16 protein-coding genes and 1 pseudogene are annotated in these 23,588 nt (G+C 60.6%); 5 read left to right on the forward strand and 12 right to left on the reverse strand.

Annotated features, from left to right (window positions below; all coding sequences use genetic code 11):
- Window positions 1-16: 16 nt before the first annotated feature.
- The 3 genes from hutU to hutC form a co-directional block, all read right to left on the reverse strand.
- Window positions 17-1,684 carry a urocanate hydratase gene (gene hutU, locus AB7M25_RS28435; protein WP_454238273.1) on the reverse strand — a complete coding sequence of 556 codons (1,668 nt, stop codon included), beginning with the start codon at window positions 1,682-1,684 and terminating at the stop codon, window positions 17-19.
- Between the two features lie 492 nt (window positions 1,685-2,176).
- Complete coding sequence (locus AB7M25_RS28440) at window positions 2,177-2,746, reverse strand: HutD/Ves family protein (RefSeq protein ID WP_454238274.1); 570 nt, start codon at window positions 2,744-2,746, stop codon at window positions 2,177-2,179.
- 10 nt (window positions 2,747-2,756) lie between these two features.
- The gene (hutC, locus tag AB7M25_RS28445; protein ID WP_162135916.1) at window positions 2,757-3,467 is read right to left on the reverse strand and encodes a histidine utilization repressor; all 711 of its coding nucleotides are present in this window, start codon (window positions 3,465-3,467) and stop codon (window positions 2,757-2,759) included.
- Between the two features lie 146 nt (window positions 3,468-3,613).
- Here hutC and AB7M25_RS28450 point away from each other — a divergent pair, with 146 nt between their 5' ends.
- Window positions 3,614-4,978 carry a formimidoylglutamate deiminase gene (locus tag AB7M25_RS28450; protein ID WP_454238275.1) on the forward strand — a complete coding sequence of 455 codons (1,365 nt, stop codon included), beginning with the start codon at window positions 3,614-3,616 and terminating at the stop codon, window positions 4,976-4,978.
- Between the two features lie 111 nt (window positions 4,979-5,089).
- Here the strand turns inward: AB7M25_RS28450 and AB7M25_RS28455 are convergent, their stop codons facing one another.
- Together AB7M25_RS28455 and AB7M25_RS28460 are read right to left on the reverse strand one after the other, a co-directional pair.
- The gene (locus tag AB7M25_RS28455) at window positions 5,090-5,659 is read right to left on the reverse strand and encodes a lipocalin family protein (protein WP_429387910.1); all 570 of its coding nucleotides are present in this window, start codon (window positions 5,657-5,659) and stop codon (window positions 5,090-5,092) included.
- A 30-nt stretch (window positions 5,660-5,689) separates the two neighbouring features.
- On the reverse strand, window positions 5,690-5,944 hold the full coding sequence (locus AB7M25_RS28460) for a hypothetical protein (RefSeq protein ID WP_007975531.1): 255 nt from the start codon (window positions 5,942-5,944) through the stop codon (window positions 5,690-5,692).
- A gap of 297 nt (window positions 5,945-6,241) precedes the next feature.
- Here AB7M25_RS28460 and AB7M25_RS28465 point away from each other — a divergent pair.
- Both AB7M25_RS28465 and AB7M25_RS28470 read left to right on the forward strand, forming a co-directional pair.
- Window positions 6,242-7,264: pseudogene (locus AB7M25_RS28465) on the forward strand (HAMP domain-containing protein); the annotation flags it as partial.
- 93 nt (window positions 7,265-7,357) lie between these two features.
- Window positions 7,358-8,122, forward strand: coding sequence for a methyl-accepting chemotaxis protein (locus tag AB7M25_RS28470; protein ID WP_371317842.1), 765 nt, complete (start codon window positions 7,358-7,360; stop codon window positions 8,120-8,122).
- A gap of 97 nt (window positions 8,123-8,219) precedes the next feature.
- Here the strand turns inward: AB7M25_RS28470 and AB7M25_RS28475 are convergent, their stop codons facing one another.
- The 5 genes from AB7M25_RS28475 to AB7M25_RS28495 all read right to left on the reverse strand — a co-directional run bounded on the left by AB7M25_RS28475 (window position 8,220) and on the right by AB7M25_RS28495 (window position 17,409).
- Complete coding sequence (locus AB7M25_RS28475; protein ID WP_429387912.1) at window positions 8,220-8,822, reverse strand: DUF924 family protein; 603 nt, start codon at window positions 8,820-8,822, stop codon at window positions 8,220-8,222.
- A gap of 3 nt (window positions 8,823-8,825) precedes the next feature.
- The gene (locus tag AB7M25_RS28480; RefSeq protein WP_057397179.1) at window positions 8,826-9,836 is read right to left on the reverse strand and encodes a class 1 fructose-bisphosphatase; all 1,011 of its coding nucleotides are present in this window, start codon (window positions 9,834-9,836) and stop codon (window positions 8,826-8,828) included.
- 276 nt (window positions 9,837-10,112) lie between these two features.
- A complete protein-coding gene (locus AB7M25_RS28485; protein ID WP_454238276.1) occupies window positions 10,113-11,486 on the reverse strand; it encodes a DUF3999 domain-containing protein in 1,374 nt (457 codons plus the stop codon).
- The gene (locus tag AB7M25_RS28490; protein WP_454238277.1) at window positions 11,483-14,689 is read right to left on the reverse strand and encodes a DUF2339 domain-containing protein; all 3,207 of its coding nucleotides are present in this window, start codon (window positions 14,687-14,689) and stop codon (window positions 11,483-11,485) included. Before AB7M25_RS28490 ends, AB7M25_RS28485 begins: the two co-directional genes overlap by 4 nt.
- Window positions 14,690-14,958: 269 nt before the next feature.
- A complete protein-coding gene (locus AB7M25_RS28495) occupies window positions 14,959-17,409 on the reverse strand; it encodes a glycogen/starch/alpha-glucan phosphorylase (protein WP_429387919.1) in 2,451 nt (816 codons plus the stop codon).
- A gap of 256 nt (window positions 17,410-17,665) precedes the next feature.
- On the opposite strand from AB7M25_RS28495, the gene AB7M25_RS28500 reads away from it, so the two are divergent.
- A complete protein-coding gene (locus tag AB7M25_RS28500) occupies window positions 17,666-18,103 on the forward strand; it encodes a YkgJ family cysteine cluster protein (RefSeq protein WP_007970630.1) in 438 nt (145 codons plus the stop codon).
- A gap of 218 nt (window positions 18,104-18,321) precedes the next feature.
- Here the strand turns inward: AB7M25_RS28500 and typA are convergent, their stop codons facing one another.
- Together typA and thiI are read right to left on the reverse strand one after the other, a co-directional pair.
- Complete coding sequence (gene typA, locus AB7M25_RS28505) at window positions 18,322-20,142, reverse strand: translational GTPase TypA (protein WP_007970631.1); 1,821 nt, start codon at window positions 20,140-20,142, stop codon at window positions 18,322-18,324.
- Window positions 20,143-20,281: 139 nt separating this feature from the next.
- Entirely contained in the window at window positions 20,282-21,736 is a 1,455-nt protein-coding gene (gene thiI, locus AB7M25_RS28510) for a tRNA uracil 4-sulfurtransferase ThiI (protein WP_102702599.1), read from the reverse strand.
- Window positions 21,737-22,064: 328 nt separating this feature from the next.
- Here thiI and glnA point away from each other — a divergent pair, with 328 nt between their 5' ends.
- Window positions 22,065-23,471, forward strand: a complete 1,407-nt coding sequence (glnA, locus tag AB7M25_RS28515) for a glutamate--ammonia ligase (RefSeq protein ID WP_007970634.1) — start codon at window positions 22,065-22,067, stop codon at window positions 23,469-23,471.
- The last annotated feature ends 117 nt before the right edge of the window (window positions 23,472-23,588 follow it).

Genomic DNA, 23,588 nt, shown 5'->3' on the forward strand with positions numbered 1-23,588 from the left:
TATGCCGAAGGCTGTTTTATTTACCGGTAATCATCGGCAGGTTCAGCCCTTGTTCCTTGGCGCAGTCGATGGCGATCTGGTAACCGGCATCGGCATGACGCATAACGCCAGTGGCCGGGTCGTTGTGCAGCACGCGAGCGATACGCTCGGCCGCTTCGTCAGTACCGTCGCAGACGATCACCATGCCCGAGTGCTGGGAGAAGCCCATGCCGACGCCGCCGCCGTGGTGCAGGGAAACCCAGGTCGCACCGCTCGCGGTGTTGAGCAGGGCGTTGAGCAGCGGCCAGTCGGACACGGCGTCGGAACCGTCTTGCATCGATTCGGTTTCGCGGTTCGGACTCGACACCGAACCGGAGTCCAGGTGGTCGCGGCCGATCACGATTGGCGCGGACAGCTCACCGCTGCGCACCATTTCGTTGAACGCCAGGCCCAGCTTGGCGCGCAGGCCCAGGCCAACCCAGCAGATACGTGCCGGCAGGCCCTGGAAGCTGATGCGCTCGCGCGCCATGTCCAGCCAGTTGTGCAGGTGGGCGTCGTCCGGGATCAGCTCTTTTACTTTAGCGTCGGTCTTGTAGATGTCTTCTGCGTTGCCCGACAGCGCAGCCCAACGGAACGGGCCGATACCGCGGCAGAACAGCGGACGGATGTAGGCCGGTACGAAGCCTGGGAAGTCGAATGCGTTTTCCACGCCTTCTTCCTGGGCCATCTGACGGATGTTGTTGCCGTAGTCGAAGGTCGGCACGCCCATTTTCTGGAAGTCCAGCATCGCCTTGACGTGCACGGCCATCGATTGCTTGGCGGCCTTGATCACAGCGGCAGGTTCAGTCTTGGCGCGAGCGCGGTACTGGTCCCAGGTCCAGCCGGCCGGCAGGTAACCGTTGAGCGGGTCGTGGGCGCTGGTCTGGTCGGTGACCATGTCCGGGCGCACGCCACGCTTGACCAGTTCCGGCAGGATTTCAGCGGCGTTACCCAGCAGCGCGATGGAGATCGCCTTGCCTTCTTTGGTGTACTTGTCGATACGCGCCAACGCGTCGTCGAGGTCTTTGGCTTGCTCATCGACATAACGGCTTTTCAGACGGAAATCGATGCTGACCTGCTGGCATTCGATGTTCAGCGAGCAGGCACCGGCCAGGGTTGCCGCCAGAGGCTGGGCACCGCCCATGCCGCCCAGACCTGCGGTCAGGACCCACTTGCCTTTGAGGTTGTCGTTGTAGTGCTGGCGACCGGCTTCGACGAAGGTTTCGTAGGTGCCCTGGACGATGCCCTGGCTGCCGATGTAGATCCAGCTGCCGGCGGTCATCTGGCCGTACATGGCCAGGCCTTTGGCGTCCAGTTCGTTGAAGTGCTCCCAGCTCGCCCAGTGCGGCACCAGGTTGGAGTTGGCGATCAGCACGCGCGGGGCGTTGGCGTGAGTCTTGAACACGCCGACCGGCTTGCCGGATTGCACCAGCAGGGTTTCGTCTTCGTTGAGGTGGGTCAGGCTTTCGACGATCTTGTCGTAGCACTCCCAGTTACGGGCAGCGCGACCGATACCACCGTAAACCACCAGTTCCTTAGGGTTCTCGGCGACTTCCGGGTCGAGGTTGTTCATCAGCATGCGCAGCGGCGCTTCGGTCAGCCAGCTCTTGGCGGTCAGCTTGTTACCGCGGGCAGCGCGGATTTCAACGTCACGAAATTTAGTCACGAAAAGAACTCCTCAGCAATCAATCCAAAACCAACCCAGGCAGTGGGCGAGCAAGCCAGTGGGCATCAGTGCACACCGGCGAATCAGTGGACGATGGTTGAGTCCTCGTGACTCATACGCATACGTCTTTACTTGTACATACAAGCATATGCAATCAAGCGGCCAACTTATTGGATGAGCATTCAAGAAAAATTCTGAAACGGCTGGAGAGCGCCTGGAACAAGGGTTCCGGGGAAGATGAATTTTTTTTCGAGGGATTTTTGTGGCGAGGGGACTTTGTTACTTGAGCGGGGTTTTGCGCCACGCTGGGGCGTTCGGTAACAACATGGTGCGCTGTGGGAAACGTAATTTGGGAGGAGAAACGACATCGCGAGCAAACCCAACCCCTGTAGGAGCGAGCTTGCTCGCGATGGTCGTGAACGATAACGCGTAAAACCAGATGCCCTGCGGCGCCTATGTGTTTTTCGCGAGCAAGCTCGCTCCTACAGGAGTTCAGTGCGCTGTCAGTTCGATCACGCAGCAGGCGCCATTGCTGGAGATTTCCAGCAGGCCAGTGTTACCGTCGAGTTGCAGACAGTCATGGCGACCGAGCTTCGAAGTGCTGTTACCGACCACTACTTCCAACGCATCGCTGATGCTGAACACCAACACCGTGCCCGCCGAGCTGAAGAGCCGCTGCTCGCCGCTCAACCACTGCAACCGCGCGCTATAACGCAGCGGCGCGTAAATCAGGTTGAAATCGCGGATCGGACCACCGAGCAATGTGCAGGACACCTTGCTCTCACCATTGAAGGCAAACGGGTCCAGCGGTAACAGTGGCCGTGTGTTCTGGCCATCCACCGTCAGGGTCATGCCGTCGCCCTGCAACACGGTGATGATCCGCTCGTAACCAGCAAAAGTGGAAAACCCGCCCGATTCGCCAATGTCGGCAATCGACAGACGCCAGCCAAACCCATCCAGGCCGGTGCCGGCATCGCGGGTGATTTCTTCGGTGCTGCCGCCGCCGTTTTTCCATGGCATGCGCGGGTAATCGACCGCACGTAAAACTTTCAGACTGCTCATTTATGGCTCTCTATTTATGAAACCGACCTTCCAGACGATGACGGGAACCGGGGTGGATCAAGCGAGCGGCGGTCACCGGCTGGCGGCCGGACCAGGTGCGGCGACGGATCAGCAGGCACGGCTCGCCTTTTTCAATCTGTAGCAATTTGCATTCGGACGGCTCGGCCAGGATCGCCTCGACCACGTGCTCGCCTTCGGTCAGCGGCGCGACCTGGTTCAGATAGGCATAGGGCGTTTGCAGGGTGAAGTCCTGCTTGAGGTAATCCGGCGCCACCAGCGCGTTGACGAAACGGTCTTCGATTTGCACCGGAATATCGTTTTCGAAATGCACGATCAGCGAGTGGAACACCTTCTGCCCTTCGCGCATGTCCAGGGCAAGGGCGCGCTCGGAGCCGGCGGCCTCTTCTTCAAGGGTGATGACCTTGCAGGTGTGGCGATGACCGCGGGAGGCGATTTCGTCGGCGATGTTGTGCACTTCGAACAGCGCAGACTGGCTTTTCGGCTCGGCGACGAAGGTGCCGACGCCTTGCATGCGCACCAGCAGACCGTCGGCAGTCATCTCGCGCAGGGCACGGTTGATGGTCATGCGGCTGAAGCCCAACTGGCTGACCAGCTCACTTTCCGACGGAACGCGGTAGTGCGGCGGCCAGTTTCCACTGTCGATTTGCTGGGTGATCATTTGTTTGACGCGGGCGTACAAGGGCGCCGGACTGTCGCCCATGTTCGCGGCCAACGGAGAGACTGGAGGCGGAGTCGGCACGGTTAATCCTTGGTCGTTTAGTTGATGTCGCTAGCTTGCCGGAGTTTACCGGGCAGGCAAACGTCTGTATATGTATATACAAATAACACACGATGGGGTGCTGAACCATGTCCGCCTTCTTTGCCGAACGCGCGCTGCTGCCTAGTGGATGGGCCAACAATGTACGTCTTGAGGTCAGCGCCGATGGCGTATTGACCCATATCCAGGCCGATTCTCATGCAGATGGCGCCGAGCGGTTGAGCGGTCCGCTGCTGCCTGGCATGCCGAATCTGCACTCCCACGCCTTCCAGCGGGCCATGGCCGGGCTGGCGGAAGTGGCGGGCAATCCGAACGACAGTTTCTGGACGTGGCGCGATCTGATGTACCGCCTCGTCGGAAAAATCAGCCCGGAGCAACTCGGCGTCATCGCCCGTCAGCTGTACATCGAAATGCTCAAGGCCGGTTACACCTCGGTGGCGGAATTTCATTACGTACACCACGACATCAGCGGCCAACCTTATGCCGACCCGGCTGAACTGGCCCTGCGCATCAGCCAGGCCGCAGGTTCTGCGGGTATCGGCTTGACCCTGCTGCCGGTGCTCTACAGCCACTCCGGCTTCGGCGGACAGACCCCGAACGAAGGCCAGCGCCGCTTCATCAACAGCACCGAAAACTACCTCAAGCTGCAGTCACGCCTGCAACCGGTCCTGGCGCAGCAACCGGCGCAAGCCCTGGGCCTGTGTTTCCACTCGTTGCGCGCGGTCACACCGCAGCAGATCAGTGAAGTGCTGGCAGCCAGCGACAAGCAGTGCCCAGTGCACATCCACATCGCCGAGCAGCAGAAAGAAGTTGACGACTGCCTGACCTGGAGTGGCCGTCGTCCGCTGCAATGGCTGTACGAGAACGTCGACGTCGATCAACGCTGGTGCCTGGTCCACGCGACCCACGCCAACCCGGAAGAAGTCACGTCGATGGCCAAGAGTCGCGCCATCGCCGGCCTGTGCCTGACCACCGAAGCCAACCTCGGCGACGGGATCTTCCCGGCGGTGGACTTCCTCGCCCAGGGCGGCCGCATGGGCATCGGTTCCGACAGCCATGTGTCGTTGAGCGTGGTGGAAGAATTGCGCTGGCTGGAATACGGCCAGCGGCTGCGTGACCAACGGCGTAATCGTTTGTATGGCGCGGAGCAGCCGATGGTCGGGCGCACGCTGTTTGATGCCGCGCTGGATGGCGGCGCCCAGGCACTGGGCCAGCCGATTGGCGCGCTGGAAGTCGGCAAGCGCGCCGACTGGCTGGTGCTCGACGGCAACGATCCGTACCTGGCAACGGCCAGCGGCGACGGGATTCTCAACCGTTGGTTGTTTGCCGGTGGCGATCGTCAGGTGCGGGATGTGCTGGTCAATGGCCAGTGGGTGGTGCGTGACGGGCGCCATGCCGGCGAAGAGGAAAGCAATCGGGCCTTCACCCAAGTCCTGCGCGAACTCCTGGGCTGATACAAAACCCGTAGGAGCTGGCTTGCCAGCGATAGGGCCATCAGATTCAACATCAATGTTGCCTGACAGTCCGCTATCGCTGGCAAGCCAGCTCCTACAAATGTATTGCGATCAGTCCGAGGTCTTGGCCATCTGCTGTTCCGACGCCCGCCAGATCAACCGGGTGGTGTCGTAACCCTGCTGACGCGCCTTGCTCAGCAGTTCCTCACGCACCACTCCGTTCACGGTCGGCGTGCGCGACAACAGCCACAAATATTTGCGGCTCGGATCACCGACGATGGCGGTCTTGTAGTCATCGCTGACGTACAGCACCCAGTACTCGCCCTTCGCCGTACCCGGGATCAGCCTGGAAAACCAGGTATCGAACTCGACCCGCAGCTTGTCGTTCTTGCCGGGCACCTCCGGATAAGCCGTGCCCTTGACCTCTTCCCACTGCCACTGCGCTGTCAGGCAGCGGTTCAATACCGCGACGTTGCCGTCGGGTTTAAGCGTGTAATGGGCTTCGGATTGCGCGCAGTCGCGCTGGAAGTACATTGGCAGACGGGCCAACTCGTACCAGGTGCCCTGGTAGCGCTTGAGGTTGACGCTTTTGGCCGTCTTGGGCGCCAAGGCGTCCTGGCCAGACGTGGCACAGCCAGCCAACACCAGGCCGGCAAAAAGGATGATCAATAACCGCTTCATTATTTTTCTCCCGTGGGCGATCGCCCCGGTTTACTTCAGGCCTTGGCCGGAAAACATCAGCACTTTGTCACCGGCGAACTGCACGCTGATAAAGCTGTTCTTGTCGCCCCAGGTGCAACTGGACATGCCGAGCGCGCCTGAACAATCGGCGGGTTTGCCCAACAGGGTTTCCACATCGGCCTTGGCCATGCCGGCCGAGAGCTTCGAGTAGTTTTCCTGATTGACCTTGCTGCAGGCAGCGAGCAATACGCAGAAAGAAAGCAGGGCGATGGAACGCAGCGACATGGTGAAACTCCGGGGGGGCGTAGGGGATTGGCATGGCTGCCAAGCTGAAGCTTAGAAGAGAAAACCCCTGTCTGGTTCCCTGCCCGGCAGGCTATTTATCGGGCCATTCGTCTGCCTTTTGCCGAAAATCATTCACTTTCCTCGTTCACCGGGCATTTCGTCGTTTTTCAGGAAAATCCGCCTAATCTTTGGCGCCGCTCAGTCGACATAAATGCAACGCAATGCCACGTCGGTGGCATTTGCTCCCCCATTTTGTAGAACAGCCCCTCTGCGGTAGCTCATCCCATGACCAGAAACATGAAGTTCAGCCACAAGATCTTGCTGGCTGCCGCCCTCGTGGTGGCCGTCGCATTCGCTTGTTTCATCCTGTTCAACGACTATCGCCAGCGCGAAACCCTGCGCAACAGTACCGAGGCCTCGATGCAGGAACTCGGCAGCTTGACCACCAGCAACATCCAGACCTGGCTGGAAAGTCGCATGCAATTGCTGCAGTCGATGGCCCAACAGGTCAGCGCCGATGGCAATGCACCCGCCAGTCTGAAACGGATCATCGACCTGCCTGCCTACACCGGCAACTTCCAGCTGAGCTACTTCGGTGGCGCCGATGGCGTGATGTTCTCGGTCCCGGCCGGCAACCGCGCGGCGGACTACGACCCACGCGCCCGCGGCTGGTACAAGGCGGCCAATAGCGCACAACAAACCATCGTCACCGAACCCTACATCGCCGCCTCCTCCGGCAAACTGGTGATCACCGTGGCCACCCCGGTGCAGCACCAGGGTCAGATGATCGGCGTCGCTGGCGCCGACATCGATCTGTCCAGCGTCAGCGCGATCATCAACTCGCTGAACTTCGGCGGCCACGGCCATGCGTTCATCGTCGGTGCCGACGGCAAGATCCTGATTCACCCGGACAGCAAGCTGGTGCTCAAGAGCCTGGCCGAAGCCTATCCGAGCGACACGCCGAAAGTCAGCCCGGGCCTGAAAGAAGTCGAGATCGACGGCAAGCGCCAGTTCATCTCCTTCACCCACGTCAACGGCGTGCCATCGGCGGACTGGTACGTGGCACTGGTGCTCGACCAGGAAACGGCGTTCTCGATGCTAAGCGAATTCCGCACCTCGGCGATCATCGCCATGGTGATCGCCGTAGTGATAATCATCGCCCTGCTGGGCATGCTGATCAGCCTGCTGATGCAGCCGCTGCTGACCATGGGTCGCGCCATGCACGACATCGCCGAAGGCGAAGGTGACCTGACCAAACGCCTGACCATTCACGGTCACGACGAATTCGGCGCGCTGGGGCTGTCGTTCAACCGCTTCGTCGAACGCATTCACACCTCGATCATCGAAGTGGCCTCGGCCACCGGGCAGGTCAACGAAGTAGCGCTACGGGTAGTGGCCGCGTCGAACTCGTCGATGTACAACTCCGACCAGCAAGCCTCGCGCACCAGCAGCGTGGCCGCGGCGATCAACCAGCTCGGCGCCGCCGCCCAGGAAATCGCGCAGAATGCCGCCCTCGCCTCGCAGCACTCCAGCGACGCCCGCAGCCTGGCCGAAGACGGTCAGCAGGTGGTGGATAAAACCATCGCGGCGATGCAGCAGTTGTCGGCGAAGATCAGCGACTCGTGCGGCAACATCGAAACCCTCAACAGCAACACGGTCAACATCGGGCAGATCCTGGAAGTGATCACCAGCATCTCCCAACAGACCAACCTGCTGGCGCTCAACGCCGCCATCGAAGCGGCCCGCGCCGGTGAGGCCGGTCGCGGTTTTGCCGTGGTGGCCGATGAGGTACGCAACCTCGCTCACCGCACCCAGGACTCAGCGCAGCAAGTGCAGACGATGATTGAAGAGCTGCAAGTCGGCGCCCGCGCAGCGGTGGGCATCATGACCGACAGTCAGCGCCAGAGCGAAAGCAGCGTCGGCATCGCCAACCAGGCCGGCGAACGCCTGGGCAGCGTGACCCAGCGCATTGGTGAAATCGACGGCATGAACCAGTCCGTGGCGACAGCGACCGAAGAGCAGACCGCCGTGGTGGAGTCGATCAACGTCGACATCACCGAAATCAACACGCTGAATCAGGAAGGCGTGGAGAACCTGCAGGCGACCTTGCGTGCGTGTGCCGATCTTGAGCAACAGGCGGCGCGGTTGAAGCAATTGGTGGGGAGTTTCAGGATTTAAAAGCATCGCTGGCAAGCCAGCTCCTACAGGTTTTGCGCAACGACCCCCCCTGTAGGAGCTGGCTTGCCAGCGATAGCAACACCGCCAATCCGAACCGCTAGAACCGTGACCCTGGCTTGGACAGAAACACCAATTCCTCAGCCGTAGACGCCCTTCCCAACACCGCATTGCGATGCGGAAACCGCCCAAACTGCGCAATCACTTTCTGATGCCGCTCGGCATAGTCCAGGTAATCGCTGAACAGTGCCCGATCGCTCTCCGGCTGCTGCGCCACCAATTCTATATAGCGCGAGACGCCTTCGTTCTGCACCGCCAGGTTCTCGCTGTGCTCGAACACCAGGTAGATGAACACCCGCTGAATCGGCTGCAACTGCCGGTCGAAATCCGCGGCAATGCCTTGCGCCACCAGTGTCTGAGCCCTGATGTCACCGGAAAAAGCCTTGGGAGAATCGCGAAAGATCATTCGCGGGAGTTGATCGAGCAACAGCACCAGGGCCAGCCAACCTTCGGGACGTTGCATCCACTCGGTCAATCCGCCGGCCAGTGCCTGCTCGACCCAGTCCCCGAAACGCTCACGCGCTTCGAGGTCCTGGCTGTCACGCTTGCCGAACCATAACCTGCCCTTCTGCGCCGCCACTTCGCTCGCTGATCCGGAACTTCCGAACCACCAATCAAGCAACGGCTGCCAGGGCGCGGTCATGGTTTATTCCTTGTGGTAAGCCGTGACGCGGGCCACTTCTTCTTTCGAACCGAGGAACACCGCTACACGCTGGTGCAGGCCTTCCGGCTGGATGTCGAGGATACGCTGATGGCCGTCGGTGGACGCGCCGCCCGCCTGCTCCACCAGGAACGACATCGGGTTGGCTTCGTACATCAGACGCAGCTTGCCCGGTTTGGACGGCTCGCGGCTGTCACGTGGGTACATGAACAGACCGCCGCGGGTCAGGATGCGGTGCACGTCGGCCACCATCGCGGCAACCCAGCGCATGTTGTAGTTCTTTTTCAGCGGGCCTTCATCGCCTGCCAGCAATTCGCCGACGTAGCGCTGTACCGGTGCTTCCCAGTGACGCTGGTTGGACGCGTTGATGGCAAATTCCTGGGTGCTTTCAGGAATGGTGATGTTCTCGTGGGTCAGTACGAAGCTGCCCATTTCACGGTCCAGGGTGAAGCCTTTCACGCCGTCGCCCAGGGTCAGGATCAGCATGGTCTGTGGACCGTAGATCGCGTAACCGGCGGCCACTTGCTGGGTACCTGGCTGCAGGAAGGCCTTTTCATTCAAAGGTTCGTTCTGGCTCAGGTATTCGTTCGGGCAACGCAGTACCGAGAAGATAGTGCCGACCGGGGCGTTGATGTCGATGTTCGACGAACCGTCCAGCGGGTCGAATACCAGCAGGTACGCGCCTTTCGGGTATTTGCCCGGGATCTGGTAGGCGTTGTCCATTTCTTCGGACGCCATGCCGGCCAGGTGACCGCCCCATTCGTTGGCTTCGAGCAGGATTTCGTTGGAGATCACGTCGAGCTTCTTCTGCACTTCGCCCTGGACGTTTTCAGTGCCCATGCTGCCCAGTACACCACCCAGGGCGCCTTTGGACACGGCGTGGTTGATCTCCTTGCAGGCACGCGCCACCACTTCGATCAGGAAGCGCAGATCGGCAGGAGTGTTGTTGCTGCGGGTCTGCTCAATCAAATAGCGACTCAAGGTAACGCGGGACATGGAAGGCTCCGGTGGAATGGGGGGGCTAAAAACCCGCGCAGTTTAACGCGAGTCGGGGCGCATTTCCTCCTATCAGACGTGATCCGCCGAAGAGAGTTCATGCGCGGGGTTGAGCGTAGATGGAAATGGGCTGGATGTGAGCCTGGAAAGGGTGGCTTGTTTCAATATTTTTGGTGTCTGGCTGACCGCTTTCGCGAGCAAGCCCGCTCCCACAAGAACGGCGCGGTACCTGGGGGAGCGGGCTTGCTCGCGAATGGCGCGTAGCGCCAGCCATTCTCAGGATTTGGCAGAAGGCTTGCGCAGCAGACTGAACGCCATCGCCGCCAGGAACACCACGCAGAGCAGCAACACCGCCCACAACCCGAACTTCTTCCAGTGGGTGTCGATCGGCGCAGACGTGGCGCCTGCCGACGGCTGCGTAGCCGCCGCCCCGACATCCACCATGGCCCGGCCCAGGGTCGCCAGTTTCTGCGGGCTGTAATCCGGAATCAGCGTCGACAGCGGCAAGTTCGCCGCCTTCGCCGTCGTGTTCCCCACCGCCAGCATGTAAGGCCCCGGCCCACGTGCCAGAAACACCAGTTGCGTGGCGCGCATGGCAAACTTCAGCGTCGGCGCCTGATCACCCAGGCCGCCGCCGCGTTCGTCCACGGTCAGTTTCAATTGCTGGACGATTTGCCCAGACAACGGCAATTGGTTTTGCACCAGGTCCTGACCATTCTGCGTCAGGCGATAGAGCAAACCACTGCCCAACGGCTGCCATGGCAGGCTGCTGTCGCGCCGACCGGCCAGGCTCACCGGCGCCAGGCTGTTGGGTTGGCTCAACCCGACCTGCACCCGCTCGACATTCAGCCCCATCGGCAACTGCCAGGTGTATACACCCGCCTTCTCGGTGCTGCCGGTCAACGCCTGGGACCAGACCAACGGCAGCGGCAGGCTGCGGGTATTGGCGCTTTGCAGTTGCGCCGAAGTCAGTGTCGGCGCCGAATGCGGGGTGATCCACAGCAACCGCAGGTAGCGCGCCGACTGGCCCGGCAGGTTGACCTCATGCTGTTCGACCCGCTCGTCGGAAAAGGTCAGGCGCGCCACCTGCCCTTCACCCCAGGACTGCCAATGTTGCAGATCATCGCTGGCTTCAACGGTGAAACGCTGGAAGCCGTCGCGCTCGCTGGTCCAGTCGAGAATCAATTGCTGCAATGGCGCCTTGATTGAGGAAGCGTCGAGCAACCAGCCGCGCAGCTCCTCCTCACCCGGCTCCAGCTGACTGGAGGGCTGCACCTCGACCAAGGTGCCATTGGCGTTCGATTGCACCCGCACGCTCGGTGCGGTTTCTGTGGCGTCCTGCGAGTTGTACAGCGCAAACCGCTTCACCTCGGTCAAGGTGCGCGTTTCACTGCTCTGCGCAGACTCCCGGGCCAGGGCGTACGCCTGAGCATCACCGACGGCATTGAACACCCGCAGGTCGCTCAGGTCGGCCTTGCGCGCACTCAGTTGCACGCTCAACGGCAGTTCAAGGCGATACCAAGGGCCTTCGCCTGCGACCAACAAAGGCACTTGGGTGGTGAAGTCCGCCGGTTTTTCCTGGGCGACCGCCGACAACACCACCCCCATGGCAACAATGCCCAGCCAACCCAGGTTCAGCTTCTGACTCAAGACGACACTCCTTGTGATTCCGGGACCGGTTTGCCGGTATCCAGCACGGCTTCGGCACGCTTGGGCGGTAGCGGAGCGAAATAACCCACCACCAGCAGCAACACGCCAACACCGATAAACGAAACGATCCGCGCCAGCCCGCCGCGATTGCTCAATTCGACAAAAAACAGCTTGGCCACGACCACGCCAATCAAGGCCGCACCGATCAGCCAGACTTCGCGACGGCGATGCAAATGGCCGCCGATCATCAGGCTCAGGGCTATCAGGGTCCAGACAATGGACAGGCCGGCTTGTACTCGCATCGACTCCAGCAACGGATCCAGCTCGAACGGCACCCCGCTCCAATGGTGCGCCGTGCGCATCACCAACGCCGTAAAGAACACGAACAGCGAGGCACCTGCGACCCCTTGCGTGGCGATGGCGGCGTAATCCTTGCGGACAGCCAGTTGGGGCGTGGCGCTGCGGGACCAGACATAGACGCCGAACAACGCCAACAACAGGCCCAGCTCCAGCGGGTTGATCAATGGCACGTAAGGCAGTGGCTCGGCGTTGCCCTCACTGGCGACATTCGCCAGCCAGAACCAGCCGAGCATCAGCAAGGCCAGCGGTGCAGCGGCGTACACGCGGTATTCCCGAGGATAGGCCGACACCGGCCAAGGCCATGCGCGAGGTGCTGCCATCAATACCAGATACAGGCTTGGCAGAATTGCCCAACCCAACCAGCGCCAGGCGTTGTATTGCTCGGACAACACCAGCAAGGCGTAACGCAGTTCCAGCGCCAGCACGCCCATCAACAGCCAGCAGCCGAGCACATGGGCGACGCTCAGCACCGGCGCTGGCAGCATGGGCGCCAGGCGTCGCAGGGACATGAAATGCACGACGAACACGGCAGCCCACGCCAGCCAGCCGAAGTTGGCCGCCGGGTGATAACGCGAGTGCCAGGCCGCGAGCAGCACCAGCGCCGCAGCGGGAACCAGCACCGTGCCGAGCCCCGCCAGTGACGGCCATTTCAGGCGCAGCGCCAATACTGTCCACAGTGCAACACTCACGGCAGCGATGCCCAACAACAACGTCGCCTGCATCGACTGCGGCGCAAAATGCAGCCCTTCGATGACCCAGGCCAGCGCCCACCAGCCCGCACCCCAGACCAGCAACGCCTGGGACAATCGCAACAGACTCAGCCCTTTGAACGCGGTGAACGAATGGCCGATCTGCAAACGCCAGGCCCCGACCATCGCGGCCAGCCCCAGCGCCAGCGGCGCCCAGAACCCGCCATGGGCCAGGGGCTGCAGACCGTCACTGAACTGCGGCCCGGCCGTCAGGAACAGCGCGCCACCCAACAATTGCACAGCGAGCGCGGTGAACACGAACGTGCGCGATTGCAGGTGCAAGCCAACAAACAACGTGAGCGCCCCGGCCAAGGCCCAACTGATCACCGTGCCGTGGCTGAAGAAAAACAAGGGTGCCAGCAAATAGAGAAACGCCAGCCCGAGACAAGCCAATACCGGCAGGCCTTTGCGCTCCCATGGCCTGATCTGCTCCGGCAAGGCTTTGCGCAATTGGTAGAAGCTGAACAGCAACGCGACGCCCAGTAACAGTGCACCTAGCGGTACACCGCCGAGCAGGCTGCTCTCGCTGTCGTGCAACTCGCTGAGAAACGCCAGCGCCGCCCCCAATTGCAGCAGCGAGGCAAAGGCCCGGCCCAGGGGCCTTTGTTGGCGCAGACCGAGCCAGAAGATCCCCGCGCCTTCCACCGCCCATGCCGCCGTCGTCCAGCGCGCGTCGAGCCCCAGCGGTATCGCCAGGCTGGCGAAGATCACGCCCAGGGCCAGGCAGGTTTCTCCCAACAACAGCGTGCGCCCGGCCATCAGCCAACGGGCAAGCCCCATGTAAATCAGGCCCAGCGCCAAGGCACTGAATGCAGCAGCGAATTCCAGATGCTGCACCAGCGCGAACTGCAGGCCGAAACCCGCCAGTGGCGGGCCGAACAGCAGCGTGCCGTCGACGTAGTCACCCTTGCGCGCCGACCAGCGCAGCAGTGCTTCGCGACTGCCGTCTGCGGGGGTATCGCCCATCTCCATCAATCGGCGCCGGGCGAACAGCAGACCAATGGCCACGTACATCAGGAAAAACAAAATCAGGAACGGCTCGGTGCTCCACAACAGCTCCGGCGAGTAGGAGCGCAGGCCCCAGGCGAATCCGATGCCGAAGGTGCCGGTGAAGCCGATGACATTCAACAGCCGCCAGGCCTTGAACCAGGCGATGGCGAAGATGCCGGCGTTGAGCAGGGTAAAGTAGCTGAACAGTGCGACATGGCTGCCGGCGCCGGTGGAGGCCAGGATGGGCGCGGCGAATCCGCCCAGTGCGGCCGCGGCGGCCAGCCCCAGGGAATCCTGGGCAATGGCGAGAATCGCCGAACAGACCGTCACCGCCACCAGCAGGCCAAACGCCGCCGAGGGATCAAGCAGCGGATGCAGGCGCATCGCGGCAAACACCGTCAGGTACAACACGGCGATCCCGGCGCCTTGCAGGATCAACGCATAACTGCTGTTGCGGGTTCTCAACCACCAACCCAGCCCAAGCAAACCCAATGCTGCCGCCGCAACACCTGCATAGCGCAACTCAATCGGCACTACCATGCCTTCGGTGGCGTAGCGCAGCAGAAAGGCCAGGCCGAGGAACAGCAGCACCACGCCAACCCGCAACACGGTATTGCCGCCGAACAGCCAGGCGCGGGCGCGGCTGATGGCGCGGTCAATGAGGTTCGGGCCACGCGGGGGGGCAGGTGGTTGTGCTGCGCGAGCGATCGGCTCGGGCTTCCAGGCGTCGACGGCCTGTGGAGGACTGGTTTCGCTGGCCGCTGCGGCGATCGGTTCGAGCTCTGGCGGCAATTCCCAGATCAATTCCGTGGCTGCGGCAGGTGCTTCATCAAGGATGGTTTCAGGCGATACAAGCGGTTCGCGGGTTTGCGGCGCCTTGACGCCTGACGCTTCGAGCGCCGCCAACCGTTGCTCGAACGCATGCAGCGCTATCTGCGCCTGTTCCAGCAGGCGCTGCTGTTCTACCGCTCTAGATTCCAAACGCGCAATGCCAATCGCCTGGCCGATACCCAATCCGAGTAGTGCGCCCAGCAGCGCATCACTGAATGACTCGTCGAGTACCCAGCCGAGCACCAGCCCGATCAGCATGAACATCCATTGCATGGTTGATATCCCTAAGCGGCCCCATCGCGGGGCAAATCCGGGTGGTACAGCGTCTGGTTCAGTCTAGTGGCCAGACACCCGGAATCCAGTGTGAGAGCAGATTACATCTGCACCACAAACCCAATGTGGGAGCGAGCTTGCTCGCGAAAGCGGACTGACATTCACTATCAATGGTGAATGTGATGTCCCCTTCGCGAGCAAGCCCGCTCCCACAAGGGATGAAGATGACGCTTAGTATATCGACCAAGCCCGGCAATACGGGCGTAAAACTACTCCAGCGCCTTCCAGATTTCCGTGGCGTACTCGCGAATGGTCCGGTCCGACGAGAACCAGCCCATCCGCGCCGTGTTCAACACCGCTGAACGCCACCACTCCTTCGAATCGTGCCAATGGGCTTCGACGCGCATCTGCGCGTGCCAGTAGGAATCGAAGTCGGCGCAGACCAGGAAGCGGTCGTAATCCACCAGCGAATCGATCAAGCCGGTGTAACGCGACGGATCATCCGGCGAGAACACCCCGCCACGAATCGCTTGCAGCACATCGTTCAGGCGATGGGACGCGGCGATGTCCGGTACGGCACTGAACTCATGGTTCTGCTTGCGCGCCTCCACCTGCTGCGCGCTGAGGCCGAAGATGAACATGTGCTCGGCACCGATGCGGTCGCACATTTCCACGTTGGCCCCGTCCAGGGTGCCGATGGTCAGCGCGCCGTTGAGGCCGAACTTCATGTTGCTGGTGCCCGACGCTTCGAAACCGGCGGTGGAAATCTGCTCGGACAAATCCGCCGCCGGAATGATGCTCTCCGCCAGGCTGACGTTGTAGTTGGGCAGGAACACCACTTTGAGCAAGCCGCGCACGGTGGGGTCGTTGTTCACCACCCGGGCGATGTCGTTGGTCAGCTTGATGATCAGTTTGGCCTGGTGATAACTCGCGGCGGCCTTACCGGCGAAGATTTTCACCCGTGGTACCCAGTCGATTTCAGGTTCGGCGCGGATCGCCTGGTACAACGCCACGGTGTGCATCAGGTTGAGCAACTGGCGTTTGTATTCATGGATCCGCTTGACCTGCACGTCGAACATCGCCGCCGGGTTGACCGCGACACCCAGCCGCTCATGAATCAGGTACGCCAGGGCTTTTTTGCTGTGCAGGCGTTGCTCGGCGAACGCCTTGCGGAACGCGCTTTTCTCGGCAAACGGCTCGAGGGCGAGCAAACGCTCTTCCGGGTTGTCCAGCACCTCGGGGCCCAGGGCATCGACCAGCATCGAGGTCAGCTCGGGGTTGGCCTGGTACAGCCAGCGGCGGAAGGTAATGCCATTGGTCTTGTTGTTGATTCGCTCCGGGTACAGCTTGTGCAGTTCGGAGAACACCGTCTTGCGCATCAGTTGCGTGTGCAAACCGGACACGCCGTTGACGCTGTGGGAGCCGAGAAACGCCAGGTTGCCCATGCGCACCCGACGACCGTTGTCTTCCTCGATCAGCGACACCGCGCGCAGCACGTCGAAGTCATGGATGCCTTTGGCCCGCAGGGAGTCGATGTGGTGGGCGTTGATCAGGTAAATGATCTGCATGTGCCGCGGCAACATGCGTTCCATCAAGCCGACCGGCCAGGTTTCCAGCGCTTCGGGCAGCAAGGTGTGGTTAGTGTAGGACAGCGTGTCGACGGTGACCTGCCACGCCGCATCCCACGCCACGTCATAGACGTCGACCAGTTGCCGCATCAGTTCAGCCACGGCAATCGAGGGGTGAGTGTCGTTGAGCTGGATCGAGGCGTGATCGCCAAGGGTCAGCACCGAAGTGTGCATGTTGCGATGGCGGCGCAGCAGGTCCTGCAACGAGGCGGCGACGAAGAAGTACTCCTGGCGCAGGCGCAACTCCTGGCCGGCCTCGGTGCTGTCCGCCGGGTACAGCACCCGGGAGATACTCTCGGCCCGGGCCACTTCGGCCACGGCGCCCAGGTGGTCGCCGGCGTTGAAACGCTCCAGGTGCAGATCTTCCATGGCGCGGGCGCGCCACAGGCGCAATGTGTTGACGCTCGCCCCGCGCCAGCCGACCACCGGCGTGTCGTAGGCAATCGCCCGCACGGTTTCCGCCGGGGACCAGACTTGCCGGGATTTGCCGGAGTCGTCGGTCAGGGTCTCGACACTGCCGCCGAAACCGATGGTGTAGACCACTTCCGGCCGCTCGAACTCCCACGGGTTACCGAAATCCAGCCAGTGTTCGGTCTGCTCCTGCTGCCAGCCGTCGACAATCGCCTGGCGGAACAACCCGTGTTCATAGCGGATGCCGTAGCCATGACCGGCGATGCCGAGGGTCGACATGCTTTCCAGGAAACACGCCGCCAGACGCCCGAGGCCGCCGTTGCCCAGGGCCGCATCAGGTTCCAGCAGACGGATGCGCTCAAGGTCCACGCCGAGTTCGGTCAGGGCTTCGCGCGCCACGTCGAGCAGGCCGAGGTTGCTCAGGCTGTCGAACAGCAGCCGGCCGATGAGGAATTCGAGGGAAAGGTAATAAACGCGCTTCTGGCCTTTGCGGTAGATCTGCCGCGTATGGTCCATCCAGTGCTCGACCATGTGATCCCGCGCGGCCAGGGCAATGGCTTCGAACCAGTCATGGTCGAAGGCGTGATCCGGGTCTTTGCCCACTGCATAAGTGAGCTTGGTCAAGACGGCGTCGCGGAATGCGGCCACCTCTGCTTCGCGAACAAGTGGTTCTTGAGTCATCGATAGGACCTCGAGCGAGCTTGGAGTTGTCTGAGCCTAGACGGTCTGACAGGCGGTAGAGGCTCTGGTTCGGCAGTTTTTCCTTTGAAGACGAGCTGGATTGACATTGCGTTGTCAGGTGCCTGAATGAATGCAGGGCTCGTGCCGTTTTTCCCGTTGTTTGCACCGCCTGCGAAAAAAACTGGCGAAAGGTTGTTCAAAAATCCACCAGTCCCGGTATGATCGCGCGCCCTGATGCACACGCTGGTAACAAACGATGATGAAGCCGAACCTGATCGCTGCCGCCGAGATCGACCGCCTCGATACCTGGGCCAAGTACTCTGCCCCGATGTGCGGCTCGTGCATGTCCAGCTGCTGCACCCTGCCCGTCGAGGTCAAGATCAAGGACCTGATCCGTATCGGCGTGGTCGACGAGTTCGAGCTGGGCGATCCACCGAAGAACATCGCCAAGCGCCTGCAAAAGGAAGGTCTGGTCGAACGCTTCAACCAGAAGTCGGGAATCTTCACCCTCCAGCGCATGAGCAACAACGATTGCCTGTACCTGGATCGTAAGAGCCGTCTGTGCACTATTTATGATAAGCGCCCGGATACTTGCCGCAACCACCCGAAAATCGGCCCGCGGCCGGGGTATTGCGCGTACAAGCCCAAGGAAGTGGAGCGCGAGCGGAATTCTCGGTCGATCGAGCGGTTCTGATAGTTCCTGATTTATTTGGCGACAGATAGGCCGCCATCGCTGGCAAGCCAGCTCCCACAGTGATTGTTGTCGTACACAAATTTCATGTACGACACAAAACCCTGTGGGAGCGGGCTTGCCCGCGAAGAGGCCCTTAAAACCACCACACAAATCCCAGACAAACAAAAACGCCCCCGGCCTTTCGACCGGGGGCGTTTTTGTTCAGCCGGGGCTAAATCTTATGCCTTGGCTTTCTTGGCAGCGCGGGTACGCTCGCTTTCGTCCAGGATCTTCTTGCGAAGACGGATGGACTTAGGCGTCACTTCGCACAACTCGTCGTCCTGGATGAATTCCAGAGCCTGTTCCAGGGTGAAGCGAACAGGTGGAACCAGGGCGATGGTTTCGTCTTTACCCGAAGCACGCATGTTGTCGAGCTTCTTGCCCTTGGTAGGGTTCACGCCCAGGTCGTTGTCACGGCTGTTCAGACCAACGATCTGACCGTTGTAGATTTCCTGACCGTGTTCTACGAACAGCTTGCCACGCGCCTGCAGGGTTTCCAGGGAGTAGGTCAGTGCCTTGCCGGTTTCAACCGAAACCAGAACGCCGTTCTGACGGCCGGACATGTCGCCGGACTTCATCACGTCGTAACGGTCGAAGATCGAGGTCAGGATGCCAGCGCCGTTGGTCAGGGTCAGGAACTGGTTACGGAAACCGATCAGACCACGAGCAGGGATGTTGTATTCCAGACGTACACGGCCCTTGCCATCCGGCACCATGTTGGTCAGGTCGCCCTTACGCAGGCCCATCTCTTCCATCACCTTGCCCTGGGATTCTTCCGGCAGGTCGATGGTGACGTTTTCGAACGGTTCGTGCTTCACGCCGTCAACCAGACGGATGATCACTTCCGGACGGCCTACAGCCATTTCGAAGCCTTCGCGACGCATGGTTTCGATCAGTACCGAGAGGTGCAGTTCGCCACGGCCGGAAACCTTGAACTTGTCAGCCGAGTCGCCTTCTTCAACGCGCAGTGCAACGTTGTACAGCAGCTCTTTGTCCAGACGTTCCTTGATGTTACGGGACGTCACGAACTTGCCTTCTTTACCGCAGAATGGCGAGTCGTTTACCTGGAAGGTCATGGAAACGGTTGGCTCGTCGACGGTCAACGGCTTCATCGCTTCTACGGTGTCCGGGTGGCACAGGGTGTCGGAGATGAACAGCGAGTCCATACCGCTGATGCACACGATGTCGCCTGCGGCAGCTTCTTCAACGTCTACACGGTGCAGACCGTGGTGACCCATCAGCTTCAGGATACGACCGTTACGCTTCTTGCCGTCGGCGCCGATAGCCACAACCGGGGTGTTCGGCTTGACGCGACCGCGAGCGATACGGCCAACGCCGATAACACCCAGGAAGCTGTTGTAGTCCAGTGCGGAGATCTGCATCTGGAACGGACCGTCACGGTCGACTTTCGGCGCAGGTACGTTGTCGACGATCGACTGGTACAGCGGGGTCATGTCTTCAGCCATTTCGGTGTGGTCCAGACCGGCAATACCGTTCAGGGCCGAGGCGTAGACGACTTTGAAGTCCAGCTGTTCTTCGGTGGCGCCCAGGTTGTCGAACAGGTCGAAGATCTGGTCCAGAACCCAGTCCGGACGCGCGCCTGGACGGTCAACCTTGTTGATGCACACGATTGGACGCAGGCCGGCTTCGAAAGCCTTCTTGGTCACGAAACGGGTTTGCGGCATAGGGCCGTCTTGAGCGTCAACCAGCAGCAGAACGGAGTCGACCATCGACATTACGCGTTCAACTTCGCCGCCGAAGTCGGCGTGGCCCGGGGTGTCCACGATGTTGATGTGGTAGCCGTTCCAGTTGATGGCGGTGTTTTTCGCCAGAATGGTAATACCGCGCTCTTTTTCCTGGTCGTTGGAGTCCATCACGCGCTCGTCGTTGAGCTCGTTGCGCTCCAGGGTGCCGGATTGACGCAGGAGTTTGTCTACCAGGGTGGTTTTACCATGGTCAACGTGGGCAATGATGGCGATGTTGCGTAGATTTTCGATCACTTGTGTATCTCGATCAGAGGATTCGGTGTGCTGACAAGTCTTGGCAGCGATTAACAGTAGCGTCCGTGAAAGCCGTTACAGCTTGACGGTGGCGTCGGGGGGCCGGTGACGCAGGCCACAGGCAAACAGCCCCGGGCACTTAGCTCGGTCGATAAACGCGCACATTGGCATGCCCCTCACTGAGCAAATGGTGGGCATGCAGGCGACTCATCACGCCTTTGTCGCAATACAGCAGGTACTGGCGAGTAGGGTCCAGTTCCTTGAAACGAGCGTTCACTGCATAAAACGGCATCGTTTGTACCTCGATGCCAGCGAGTTCCAGCGGGTCGTCTTCAGCGGCGTCCGGGTGACGGATGTCGATGACGATCTGACCGGCCAGCGCTTCGCTGACTTCTTCAATCTGCAAGTCCTGGCCCAATTCGTCGATCACGCGATCGATCGGCACCAGCTTGGCGTTTTCGAGCGCACGCTCGAGCACCGCCATATCGAATTCTTTCTCTTCGTGCTCGACACGGTAGCGCTTGGCGGCGGTCTTCGGATTGACCGAAATGACCCCGCAGTACTCCGGCATGTGCCGGGCGAAATCGGCGGTGCCGATCTCGTTGGCCGTGTCGATGATGTCTTGCTTGTGGCTGGCGATCAGCGGGCGCAAGACCAGTTTGTCGGTCACGCAATCGATCACTGACAGGTTTGGCAGCGTCTGGCTCGACACCTGGGAGATCGCCTCACCGGTGACGAGGGCCTCGATGTGCAGTCGATCGGCAATTTGGGACGAAGCGCGCAACATCATACGCTTCAATACTACGCCCATATGACTGTTATCGACTTTGCCGAGAATTTCGCCCAGCACTTCCTCGAACGGCACACTGACAAATAGCACGCGTTGGGAGCTGCCGTACTTCTTCCAGATGAAATGCGCGACTTCCATGACGCCCAGTTCGTGGGCACGTCCGCCCAGGTTGAAGAAGCAGAAATGCGCCATCAGGCCGCGGCGCATGATCTGGTAGGCCGCCACGGTGGAGTCGAAGCCACCGGACATCAGCACCAGCGTCTGCTCCAGGGCGCCCAGCGGATATCCGCCGATGCCGTTGTGCTGGCTGTGGATCACGAACAACCGTTGGTCGCGAACTTCGATGCGGACTTCGATTTCAGGCTTTTTCAGGTCGATCCCGGCGGCACCACACTGACGGCGCAACTGGCTGCCGACATATTTCTCGACATCGATCGAGCTGAACGGGTGCTTGCCGGCACGCTTGCAACGCACCGAGAAAATCTTGCCGGCCAGTGCATCGCCATAGTGCTGCTTGCACTTTTCAACGATGTCGTCGAAATCACCCAGCGGGTACTCGTCGATCTGCAGGAAGTGCGCGACGCCCGGCATGCAGCTCAGGCGCTCGCCCATCTCCTTCAGGGCCTTGGGGTCGCTGACGCGGGTTTCCAGCTCGAGGTTGTCCCACACGCCGTTCACCACCACGGCCGGGTCCAGATCGCGGAGCACGGCACGGATGTTCTTGGCCAATTGGCGGATGAAACGCATCCGTACCGGGCGGCTCTTGATGGTGATCTCGGGGAAGACTTTTACGATTAATTTCATGGAAACAGCGCGCGCAGGGCCTGCCGAAAAAGGGGGGCGCGGATTATAGCGGAAATTGCTCAAGGTTTAACCAGTTAATGTGCAGAAGGTTTTGCGCGCACCAAAACGGGTCATTTATTCATTTTGACGCCACATTACGGGGCGGTATTTTCGACTTTAAAGCGCATTAATGGCTGATAAGCGTGTTTTTGGGGCAAAAAACCCATGCTGGGGCACTGGCATGCAATTTGCTCCCTTGTGAGGCAGGTTGCCTTGGCAGAGTATTCGCGCCGGCATCACCCACATTTAAGGGCATCCACTACTAGCCCGAAGCCACCCGGAGGACACTATGTCGAAGTCGGTTCAACTCATCAAAGATCATGACGTCAAATGGATTGATCTGCGCTTCACGGACACCAAAGGCACTCAGCACCACGTGACCATGCCGGCTCGCGATGCGCTGGATGACGACTTCTTCGAAGTCGGCAAAATGTTCGACGGTTCCTCCATCGCTGGCTGGAAAGGCATCGAAGCCTCCGACATGATCCTGATGCCGGACGACTCCACCGCTGTCCTCGATCCGTTCACCGAAGAACCGACCCTGATCCTGGTCTGCGACATCATCGAGCCTTCGAGCATGCAGGGCTACGACCGCGACCCACGTGCGATCGCCAAGCGCGCCGAAGAGCACCTGAAAGCCACCGGTATCGGTGACACCGTATTCGCAGGTCCAGAGCCAGAGTTCTTCATCTTTGACCAGGTGAAGTTCAAGTCCGACATTTCCGGTTCCATGTTCAAGATCTACTCCGAACAAGGTTCCTGGATGTCCGACCAGGACATCGAAGGCGGCAACAAGGGCCACCGCCCAGGCGTCAAAGGCGGCTACTTCCCGGTTCCACCGTTCGACCACGACCACGAAATCCGTACCTCCATGTGCAACGCACTGGAAGAAATGGGCCTGACCGTCGAAGTTCACCACCACGAAGTGGCAACTGCCGGCCAGAACGAAATCGGCGTCAAGTTCAACACCCTGGTGAAGAAGGCCGACGAAACCCAAACCCTGAAGTACGTCGTGCACAACGTAGCTGATGCCTACGGCCGCACCGCGACCTTCATGCCTAAGCCTCTGTACGGCGACAACGGCTCGGGTATGCACGTGCACATGTCCATCTGGAAAGATGGCAAGAACACTTTCGCAGGCGAAGGCTATGCCGGCCTGTCGGACACCGCCCTGTACTTCATCGGCGGCATCATCAAGCACGGTAAGGCCCTGAACGGCTTCACCAACCCGGCGACCAACTCCTACAAGCGTCTGGTTCCAGGCTTCGAAGCGCCAGTGATGCTGGCCTACTCGGCTCGCAACCGTTCCGCTTCGATCCGCATTCCTTACGTGTCGAGCCCGAAAGCCCGCCGTATCGAAGCACGCTTCCCGGATCCGGCTGCCAACCCGTACCTGTGCTTCGCCGCACTGTTGATGGCTGGCCTGGACGGCATCCAGAACAAGATCCACCCTGGCGACGCTGCTGACAAAAACCTGTACGACCTGCCGCCTGAAGAGGCGAAAGAGATTCCACAAGTTTGCGGCAGCCTGAAAGAAGCCCTGGAAGAGCTGGACAAAGGTCGTGCGTTCCTGACCAAAGGCGGCGTTTTCAGCGACGACTTCATCGACGCTTACATCGCCCTGAAAAGCGAAGAAGAAATCAAGGTACGTACCTTCGTACACCCACTGGAATACGAGCTGTACTACAGCTGCTGATCCAGTAGCGCTGCGGCACGCGGCGTAACAAAAAGAGGCCTCCTTCGGGAGGCCTTTTTATTGCCCACGATTCAACGGCTGAAGCACATCCCTGTGGGAGCGGGCTTGCTCGCGAAA

The organism is Pseudomonas sp. AP3_22 TE3818, assembly GCF_053628995.1.

What these genes read in the sequence shown, in the direction of transcription:
- AB7M25_RS28440 (WP_454238274.1), bottom strand. Translation starts at nt 2,746, where the DNA reads ATGAGCAGTCTGAAAGTTTTACGTGCGGTCGATTACCCGCGCATGCCA.
- hutC (WP_162135916.1), bottom strand. Translation starts at nt 3,467, where the DNA reads ATGGGCGACAGTCCGGCGCCCTTGTACGCCCGCGTCAAACAAATGATC.
- AB7M25_RS28450 (WP_454238275.1), top strand. Translation starts at nt 3,614, where the DNA reads ATGTCCGCCTTCTTTGCCGAACGCGCGCTGCTGCCTAGTGGATGGGCC.
- AB7M25_RS28455 (WP_429387910.1), bottom strand. Translation starts at nt 5,659, where the DNA reads ATGAAGCGGTTATTGATCATCCTTTTTGCCGGCCTGGTGTTGGCTGGC.
- AB7M25_RS28460 (WP_007975531.1), bottom strand. Translation starts at nt 5,944, where the DNA reads ATGTCGCTGCGTTCCATCGCCCTGCTTTCTTTCTGCGTATTGCTCGCT.
- AB7M25_RS28470 (WP_371317842.1), top strand. Translation starts at nt 7,358, where the DNA reads ATGTACAACTCCGACCAGCAAGCCTCGCGCACCAGCAGCGTGGCCGCG.
- AB7M25_RS28475 (WP_429387912.1), bottom strand. Translation starts at nt 8,822, where the DNA reads ATGACCGCGCCCTGGCAGCCGTTGCTTGATTGGTGGTTCGGAAGTTCC.
- AB7M25_RS28480 (WP_057397179.1), bottom strand. Translation starts at nt 9,836, where the DNA reads ATGTCCCGCGTTACCTTGAGTCGCTATTTGATTGAGCAGACCCGCAGC.
- AB7M25_RS28490 (WP_454238277.1), bottom strand. Translation starts at nt 14,689, where the DNA reads ATGCAATGGATGTTCATGCTGATCGGGCTGGTGCTCGGCTGGGTACTC.
- AB7M25_RS28495 (WP_429387919.1), bottom strand. Translation starts at nt 17,409, where the DNA reads ATGACTCAAGAACCACTTGTTCGCGAAGCAGAGGTGGCCGCATTCCGC.
- AB7M25_RS28500 (WP_007970630.1), top strand. Translation starts at nt 17,666, where the DNA reads ATGATGAAGCCGAACCTGATCGCTGCCGCCGAGATCGACCGCCTCGAT.
- thiI (WP_102702599.1), bottom strand. Translation starts at nt 21,736, where the DNA reads ATGAAATTAATCGTAAAAGTCTTCCCCGAGATCACCATCAAGAGCCGC.
- glnA (WP_007970634.1), top strand. Translation starts at nt 22,065, where the DNA reads ATGTCGAAGTCGGTTCAACTCATCAAAGATCATGACGTCAAATGGATT.